Origin of the sequence: Pseudoalteromonas sp. BSi20480, assembly GCF_000241365.1 — a bacterium.
GTDB classification, from domain to species: domain Bacteria; phylum Pseudomonadota; class Gammaproteobacteria; order Enterobacterales; family Alteromonadaceae; genus Pseudoalteromonas; species Pseudoalteromonas marina.
Window position 1 is genome coordinate 1 of record NZ_BADX01000138.1, and the last position, 8,509, is coordinate 8,509.

Annotated in this window: 10 protein-coding genes; 2 read left to right on the plus strand and 8 right to left on the minus strand. The window is 39.1% G+C overall.

The genetic code is table 11. The features are described from left to right. The coding region (locus tag P20480_RS20145) for an HvfA family oxazolone/thioamide-modified RiPP metallophore (protein WP_474089383.1) at nucleotides 1-179 on the minus strand (179 nt) is incomplete at its 3' end. A gap of 233 nt (nucleotides 180-412) precedes the next feature. Between P20480_RS20145 and P20480_RS05285 the strand changes: the two genes are divergently transcribed. Both P20480_RS05285 and P20480_RS05280 read left to right on the plus strand, forming a co-directional pair. Next, entirely contained in the window at nucleotides 413-1,393 is a 981-nt protein-coding gene (locus P20480_RS05285; protein ID WP_008131361.1) for a tRNA-dihydrouridine synthase, read from the plus strand. Nucleotides 1,394-1,454: 61 nt separating this feature from the next. Then, nucleotides 1,455-1,796, plus strand: a complete 342-nt coding sequence (locus P20480_RS05280; RefSeq protein ID WP_008131363.1) for a TraR/DksA C4-type zinc finger protein — start codon at nucleotides 1,455-1,457, stop codon at nucleotides 1,794-1,796. A gap of 318 nt (nucleotides 1,797-2,114) precedes the next feature. Here the strand turns inward: P20480_RS05280 and P20480_RS05275 are convergent, their stop codons facing one another. From P20480_RS05275 to P20480_RS05250, 7 genes are all read right to left on the minus strand, one after another. Continuing rightward, nucleotides 2,115-3,161: a hypothetical protein gene (locus tag P20480_RS05275; RefSeq protein WP_008131365.1), complete on the minus strand. Its 1,047-nt coding sequence runs from the start codon at nucleotides 3,159-3,161 to the stop codon at nucleotides 2,115-2,117. 61 nt (nucleotides 3,162-3,222) lie between these two features. Continuing rightward, nucleotides 3,223-4,482, minus strand: coding sequence for a tetratricopeptide repeat protein (locus P20480_RS05270; RefSeq protein ID WP_008131366.1), 1,260 nt, complete (start codon nucleotides 4,480-4,482; stop codon nucleotides 3,223-3,225). A gap of 11 nt (nucleotides 4,483-4,493) precedes the next feature. Next, nucleotides 4,494-5,105: an energy transducer TonB gene (locus P20480_RS18505; RefSeq protein ID WP_010557583.1), complete on the minus strand. Its 612-nt coding sequence runs from the start codon at nucleotides 5,103-5,105 to the stop codon at nucleotides 4,494-4,496. After that, nucleotides 5,105-5,509, minus strand: a complete 405-nt coding sequence (locus P20480_RS05265) for an ExbD/TolR family protein (protein ID WP_006792384.1) — start codon at nucleotides 5,507-5,509, stop codon at nucleotides 5,105-5,107. The genes P20480_RS18505 and P20480_RS05265 overlap by 1 nt, the downstream gene beginning before the upstream one ends. 14 nt (nucleotides 5,510-5,523) lie before the next feature. Next, nucleotides 5,524-6,048 (minus strand): MotA/TolQ/ExbB proton channel family protein, encoded by a 525-nt coding sequence (locus P20480_RS05260; RefSeq protein ID WP_004588135.1) that lies wholly within the window; start codon nucleotides 6,046-6,048, stop codon nucleotides 5,524-5,526. Beyond that, complete coding sequence (locus P20480_RS05255; RefSeq protein ID WP_008131371.1) at nucleotides 6,048-7,412, minus strand: MotA/TolQ/ExbB proton channel family protein; 1,365 nt, start codon at nucleotides 7,410-7,412, stop codon at nucleotides 6,048-6,050. The genes P20480_RS05260 and P20480_RS05255 overlap by 1 nt, the downstream gene beginning before the upstream one ends. Nucleotides 7,413-7,418: 6 nt before the next feature. Beyond that, a complete protein-coding gene (locus P20480_RS05250; protein ID WP_010557582.1) occupies nucleotides 7,419-8,189 on the minus strand; it encodes a DUF3450 domain-containing protein in 771 nt (256 codons plus the stop codon). Nucleotides 8,190-8,509 lie beyond the last annotated feature (320 nt).

The window sequence follows — 8,509 nt, forward strand, 5'->3', positions numbered from 1 at the left end:
GCGTCACCGCCACATTTGCCTTCACCGCACTTGCCTTCGGCAGCGTCTAATTGATAACCTGAAACAAGCTGCTGAAATTCAAACGGGTTTGCTTGTACATCAGCAGATACTAAACTCGCAGAACCCACGACGACTGCACCTAATGTTAATGCGATTGTATTATTTTTTACTGTATTCATAATCTTTACTCTCTATACTCAATGTGTAAATCATTGCAATGTAAATATCGTTTTAAATTGCGTGTATGTTTAAGTAGACCTGTGATGAAATAAAAACTTTCATTTTATTTTTATTTATTCGAAAAATTTGCCCCCCTGCATTCTCACTTTAACTATGAGTAACAATTACAGATTTATCAATATGCAATTTACAGGTAAACTAGCGCCCTTATTTTTAATAATATAATCGTTTTATGAAACTTGTTTTAGCACCTATGGAAGGTGTTGTAGATTTTAAAATGCGCCAACTGCTAACTGACCTTGGCGGGTTTGATTTATGCGTGACCGAATTTGTAAGAGTTGTTCAAGCACGTTTACCTGAAAAAGTATTTTATCGATACTGCCCTGAACTAAATAATAATGGCTATACCCGAGCAGGCACGCCGGTGCGTATACAATTGCTTGGACAAGAAGCTAATCCATTAGCTGAAAACGCAGTGAGAGCGATTGATTTGGGTTCCCATGGTGTTGACCTTAATTTTGGGTGTCCTGCGAAAACGGTTAACCGTAGCCGCGGTGGTGCCGTTTTGCTTAAAGATCCCGAGCATATGTATACCATAATTAAAGCGGTTAGAGATGCGGTAGATTCAAAACATGAAGTCAGTGCAAAGATACGTTTAGGATTTGATGACGACAGTAACAGCCAAGAAATTATTGATGCGGTTGTAAGTGCTGGCGCTAATAGCGTAGCAATTCATGCAAGAACAAAACGCGATGGATACAACCCACCAGCATATTGGGAAAAGATACCCCCTATAATAAAAGGTAAAAATATTGCCGTAGTTGCTAATGGTGAAATATGGCAAGTTGAAGACGCAATGCTGTGCCAAAAAAGAAGCGGTTGTAACGACTTAATGCTTGGCAGAGGCGCCCTATCTCATCCTGATTTAGCTAAAAAAATAAAAGCACATGTCAACAATGAGTACTATGAGGGTTTAGAATGGGAGCATGTTCTTTATCACTTAATACACTCAGCTATTCATCATGACCCAGCTAAAGATGAAAAATATTTTGCATCTAGAACTAAACAATGGCTAGGTTATTTAAAGCGTCAATATCCGCAGGCGATAACATTGTTTGATGAAATTCGTAGGTTAAAAACCAAAGAAGACGTATCTGCAGTTTTAAAAAAATATGCAAAAGCGCCACAACTTGATTCAAATCATGACAGTTAATTAAAAGCAATTAGATAATATCAGTATAACGAGCAGTTAATGTAAAAAGGTTATACTGATAATGAACCACCAAAAGCGCTTACATGATGAACTAACACAAGTTAAATCAAACATACTTGTTATGCTTTCTAAATCGCCACATCCGGCCCATCAAGGCTTGATCACAACATTAAAACATACAGCAAATAATGAGTGGTTAGATCTTGCTGCAAAAAGGCTTGGCCCTGAGTATGCTAACTTAATTAACCGTATGACGATGTTAGAGGCCGCAGTGAGTCAAATTGACATAGGTCAATACGGCTATTGTTGTGATTGTGAAGAAAAAATTGCAACCGCATTACTTCAAAAAGACCCTGCAACACAGCGCTGTACAAAATGCGCAATTAAACGAACATCTAACTAATGTTTAAAGTCTTAGTTATAACTTTATATAGCTAATGCCTGCAGGCATATTAGTTTTGAAATTGGTTTAACCGGGGTGCAAAGTTTATGAGCCAGTAGACAAGTAAAGACAGAGCAAAACCTCTGCGCCATACTCATGATTCATCCCCATTACCTATATTGATTAGAGATAGCTAAACATAAGCTGCCCCAGACGGAACTTAAAAAAGTAACAGGGTATGTTTAGAATATACTTTACGTAATTGCGTATTAAAAAATAAGCATCTACACCTTAAAGTTTTGCCTTGCCATATATTTAGCAAGATAAACAACCCCTGGGTTAATAACAAATCTGACCACAAAAACTAAACGATTGTCCTGGATAAAGAATAATATCTTCAACTAAATATTGCGCAGTTTGTTCTGACACTTTAAGACGCTTTGACAAATTAACTTTAGCCTGTTCAATCGTCCATGCATGGTAATGAATACCTATATCTGTTTCCATTATTGTAAGCATGAGCAACTTGTCCTTATTAGACAATTTTGTATTGCTGGCCATAGCAGGCAAGTCTAAGTAATGTGTTTGCCAGTCAAGTCCATTAATCAATGGCTCTTTAGATAAATATTGCACAACAAACGATTTGGTGTGATTTTGTTTAAATTTGACATTAATAACTGCACTTTCAAGCGCTTTAATTTTTTCGTTAATAATAACAACCCACTCTAAAGGCGAGTTAACTGCGTTGCTATAATAATTGAGTTTACTCTGATACCACTCTGAACCATTAGAAAGCCCTCTTAAACCAACACTCCCTCTGGGCTTATAATTATCCAAATAGTTAGAAAAAGCCCTGATGTGGCTTTTAATTGCACCTTGTGTAGCCTTACTTTTAATAGCTTGCGCTACATATCCCTGTAGTAAAGAATACTCTAACTTATTTAGTTTTAGATTACTTTGCTTTGCAATGTCTAACTTAGCTTGTGTAAATTTAAGCCAACTAATAGTTTGCTCAACGGTGCTAGTTGAACGGTTAAATAAACTCATATTATGTAGAACGTCTACTTGGGCTGGCCAAGGAAAAAAACGCTCAGGAAATCGTTCTGCAATAACCAAATAATTAACTTGGGTAATTTGATTAGGTGTTAACTTCATCGTCATCAATTGCTGATAAATAGCATGACGTTTATCAAGATATTCGTTCGAGTAAACAATGTTTTCTTCTGTAACTTTTATATTGTTTGATTCTTGACCTAATATCAACACAGTATTTAAAGACTTTAAAGCGCTGCGTGCCTCATCAAAAGAACTAAAACTATCACTCTTATCAGTACAACCAACAAGATTTAAACACAATAACAATGATACAAAAAACGTTTTATACATAGTGATCCTAATAAAAAAAGCCCCAGAGGGGCTTTTTAAAAATTGCTAATGTTAGCTAATATTAAATTTTAACACCGTTGCGAGCGGCTTTATCTTTAATATAAGTAGACCAACCTTTTGCAAACTTACGTGTGCGTGGGTCGTCCATAGCTTTAACAATAGCAGCATAAGCTTGCTTGTACTTGCCTTGGTAGTAATACGCCTCAGCTAAATCTGAATAAATTGTACCTTTTTTGTCAGAGCCAAGCTCTAACGCCTTGTTCAAGCGAACAACGGCAGCACTGAATTTTTCAGATTGTAAAAGTAATGAACCTGCTTTGCGGTAAAGCTCAGCGTCGTCATCAAATTTAGCAGCTTCTTCATAATACTTAGCAGCTTTCTCTATATCTTTAGAGCGATGATAGTTACTTGCAACAGCGTTGACATTTTGCTTAGTACGTTTAACTTTTTCTTCTTTAATTGCCTTTTCAAGCGTTACTGCTGCTTTGTAAGGAATTTCATTTAAAGAGTAAAAGTTAGCAAGTACTTTGTATTCAACTTCATTTTCAAAGTAACCGTTTTTGAAAGCCACTTCCATTGTTGCAAGACCTTTCTGATATTCTTCGGTTTGTAGGTAGTATTTACCTAAACCAACCCAAGCTTTTTTATCATCAGGCCAAACTTTAACAATTTCTTCACCCACTTTAACCATGTTTGCATAATCTTTAGTTTCAAAGTATGCGCCAAGTTTAAGCTGGTAAGGGCCTTTATTAGGCTCTTTTTGAAGAGCTATTGCTTTGTTAGCAGGCTCAAAAACATCACTGAATTGCTCTAACTGAAAGTTAGCTTGCGCAATACGAGTATATACAGTTGGGTCTTCCTCACCAGTGAAGTCCATCCAAGCTGTGTATGCTCTTTTCGCCTCTTTATACTTTTCAGTACCTGCGTACAAATCACCTAATTGTTTAAGTGACTGTTCGTGGTCTGCAAAGTTCAAAATATCAGGCGCTACTGCTAGCTTAGTGTATTTGATTGCATCAACGTAGTTTTCTTTCTGCGCGTACATGCTACCTAAGTAACGATTTACAGTCGCTTTATCAAACTCGTCTGATGCATCAATTTCTTTAAGCAATGCTATGGCTTCGTCAAGCTGATCTTCGTTGTACAAGTCAAACGCTTTTATTACTTTTTTACCAGTACGCTCGCCCATGATCTTAGTTTTTGCTTTCTTACGCTCTTCAATTTTCGCGTAATCTGGCGCCGCTAATACAGATGAACTTAAAGTTGCACCTGACACAGACATAAGAATTGCAAGAGCAGTTACTTTAGATAAATTTCTCATTACTCGCCTCCTTAGCCTTGGTTAAGTTTAAAGTCTAGTTGAACTTGTAAACCAACTTGTTTTTGTGGTTTTCCGTCAATGATTTTCGGACGGTATTTCCACTTACGAAGTGCGCGTTTAGCTTCACGGTCAAAGATACGTTTAGGCTCAGCGTCGATTACATCAACGTCAATAACCCCACCTAACTCATCAATTGTGAACGAAAGTTGTACCCAACCTTCTTTACCATCACGCGCTGCTTGCGTTGGATATTTTGGTTCAATACGAACGATAGGTGTCGCATCACCATCTCGTCCAAATGCACCCGGACCACTTAGTCCACCAGCAGAACTCCCCACGTCGATGCTTGGCATATTAAATGACATTGCACCTGGGTTAGGATTAGTATCCGGCTGTGGCGGCTGCGGTTTAGGCGGCTGCTTTGGCGGTGGCGGAGGCGGAGGCGGTACACGCTTCCTCTCCTGCACCTTAGATTCAGGCGGATTCGTCATAATTTCGACTATGATCTGCTCTTTTTGTTCCGTATTACGGTCAGCCCCACCAGAGATGAGGTAAGCCATGAAGTAGAACAAGCCGAAAGTAACTGCCCCACCTGCAATCAGTGAAAACAGAAAACGAATCATTACTGATCTCCAGCTATTGAAATTCTTAGGTTATCGCCCGTTGCTTTAATCTGGTCCATAACTTTAACCACTGTACCGTGTTTTGCTTCTTTATCAGCCTGCAAAATTACAACGTCAGTAGGTTGTTCTGCTAATAAGCTTTCAATTTTCGCTGAAACACGTTCAACGTCAACTTGCTGCTTATCAATCCAGATTGCGCCATCACTGCGTATAGCAATAAAAATGTTTGCATTTTTTTGCTTCGTAGCTTGGGCAGCTTTAGGTTTATTGACCTCGATACCAGCCTCTTTAACGAACGATGTAGTTACGATAAAGAAAATAAGCATGATAAATACGATGTCAAGCATTGGTGTCATATCTACCGCTGCTTCTTCTTCTTCACGAAAACGTTGTTTACGTGCCATATTTAATTCTCTCTCTAGTGATGAGGCATGCTATCTACAAGTTTGGCTTTCACCATTCTCGCTCTTGCCTCAAGGCGTGAGCTAAAGAAAACTCCAGATAGTGCCGCAACCATTCCAGCCATTGTTGGGATTGTTGCCATTGAAATACCTGATGCCATTAAACGTGCATTACCAGTACCTTGAGTTGCCATGGTTTCAAAAACCGCGATCATACCCGTTACAGTTCCAAGTAAGCCTATTAAAGGACAAACAGCTACTAATGTTTTAATCAACAACATACGCTGATCTAATTTTTCAGACGCTTCAGAAATCCATGCTTCACGGATTCTGTGTGCGTACCAAGACGTAGTGTCTTGGCGGGCATCCCACTTAGCAACAATATCCTTCGTTAAACGAGGAAACTCTGCAAGTAAGAACCAATAGCGCTCAATCATTAAAACCCACATCAGAAAGAGTGCTATCGCGACCACGTATAAAACCTGGCCGCCTGTGCCAACAAAATCCCTGATAGATTCCCATATCTCCATCAGGACTAGCATTAGGCTTTCTCCTTCTCCGCGTGAGTAGCGATGATACCAGCGCTTTGCTCATCAAGGATATGTAATACCGACTTACTACGACCTGCAACAATAGAGTGAAGTAGAATAAGTGGTAGTGCTGCAATTAGACCTAGCGCTGTAGTTACAAGTGCTAGAGAGATGTTACCAGCCATGATCTTCGGATCGCCCGTACCGAACAATGTGATTGTTTGGAACGTTAAAATCATACCGATTACTGTACCTAGTAGACCTAGTAATGGTGCGATAGCAGCAAGGATCTTGATGATGTTGATACCAGCTTCAACACGTGGAGTTTCACGTAAAATAGCTTCATCAAGTTTAAGTTCAAGGTTTTCAACATCTTGAGATTTGTTGTCATGGTACACTTTAAGAATACGACCCAGTGGGTTGTTTGTATTCGGTGTAGACAAGTTCTTAAGTTGTGATTTGATCTTAGAAGTAGTAAGCGCTAAGTCAATGAAACGAACTAAGAAGATTAATAGACCTACAGCAAGTAGTACAGTGATGATATAACCAACTTCAGCACCTTGCTCGTAGTATTCCATTAGCGTTTTCTTCTGCGTATTAATACGTAAGATTGCGCCGCGTGTAGGGTCAATGTAAACGCCCGCGTAGCTATCAGAAGATGTTGCTTCTAGGTTTGAAATGCCATCTAAAATGTAGCTATCAGGTTGTTTACCTAAAGGCTGGATAGACTTTGTTTCTGGCGAGTAGATTAAGTAACCTTCGTCAGCAACTAAGTTAAAGTTACCAATACGAGTGATTTTCTTAACCGCAGTGTTTCCGTCAAGGCCAGCAACTTCAGATTCAAAAGTAGATACTTTTGCTGATTCTGTCATTTCTGTTTGAAGTGAAATCCAAAGCTCTTCTAACTCACGAACTGTTGGAAGTTCTTTAGCTGCTGCTAATGAACGAAGTACTTCAGCACGACCTGGCTTTTCAGCACTTACTAAAGATGCTTCGATAGAACCGATAGCGTCTTGCGCTGCACGACGTACAACACCAAACATCTCACCTAGAGTACCTTGAGCATTTTGAAGAGCTTGCTCTTTTTCCGCTAAAGTGTTTTCGTTTTGTGCGTATTGCTTAGCTAAAGATTCACCACGTGCTTTTTCAGCAGCTAGCTGGCTTTTAGCTTTATTAAGTAAAGATTGCTTGTCAGCACGTTCTGATAAGAACTCTTGCTCACGTTGCTTATTGATCTTACCTTCTGAGATGCGCTCTTGCTTAACTTGCTCAAGAATTTTGTCTAAAGCGTCAGTGTTTGCGTGTGCGTTAAGCGCGGTACCTGCAGAAACAGATAGTACTGCTGCAACAGCAAAACCTTTAAATAGTTTCTTCATTATTGATTACTCCGCGCCAAAGATTGGTAGTTTAACAAGTTCTAGTGTCGCTTGCTTACGTGCCATGCGGATCACTTCTTTAACAGGTTTTAGGTATTCTTCACCTAATTCTTTCCACTGTTTAGTGTTGTTATCCCACACCCAAGCATGTTTCAAGTCAAAAGACTGAGCAACATAAGTAATACGACCTAAACGACCGATATCTACGTTGATATTTTTGCCATCAATTTCAAGCGTACCTTGAGAAGCAGTTACTGCAGAGCTGTAAGCTGTTTCAACTGTGTATGCTTCAAGAACTTGACGGAATTTTTCAGACGTAGTAACAGAGGCAGATGCCATGATGTCACGAAGTCTTTCAACACGGCCTAGACGCGTTTCAAGATTAAATGGAACGTCCGCTTTGATGAATTGCTCAAGCGTATCGATCATGCGATACATCAAAGGCACAACGTTTTGTTTAGTGTTATCGATAGTCGCAATTTGACGATCGAACGACTCAATCGATGCATTTTGGTCAGCGACCAAACGTGCAACGTGATCGTTATACACTTTCATAAGTTCAGTCTCATCAACGATGCTACGGTACTCAGCGATTAGCTCTTGAGTTTGACCATATACATTGTCAATTTTAGTTTGAGACTTAACAGCAGCCTTTTGAATTTGTTGACCTGCTTTTTGCACGTCATTCAAAGGATCTGCAATCACATTGCTGCTTGCAAATGCAAAAGCGCCAACCAACGCTGTTGCTACAAGACTCTTTCTGATTTTAACAGACATAGTTCCCAACCAATTAAGTAATGTTACTTTTATAATTTAATTATCCTCCGAGGAGAACAACCCTGATATCTTTTAATAGATATCAACCTTTCAATAATGCTAAATGCAATAAGCGCTGTCAACTTGATGTTAGGTGTAATTAGCAAATAAATCACCTGCCGATGGACTACATTAAAGTAGCACCAATAAAATGTTAACATTATTGCAACCAACTGTATTATCAACAATCCTAGCAAACCCCAATAAGGTTGATGTTTAACTGGATAGACCTCTAAACAAACAACATAAATGCAACATTTAGTTCAAACTTGATGTATATA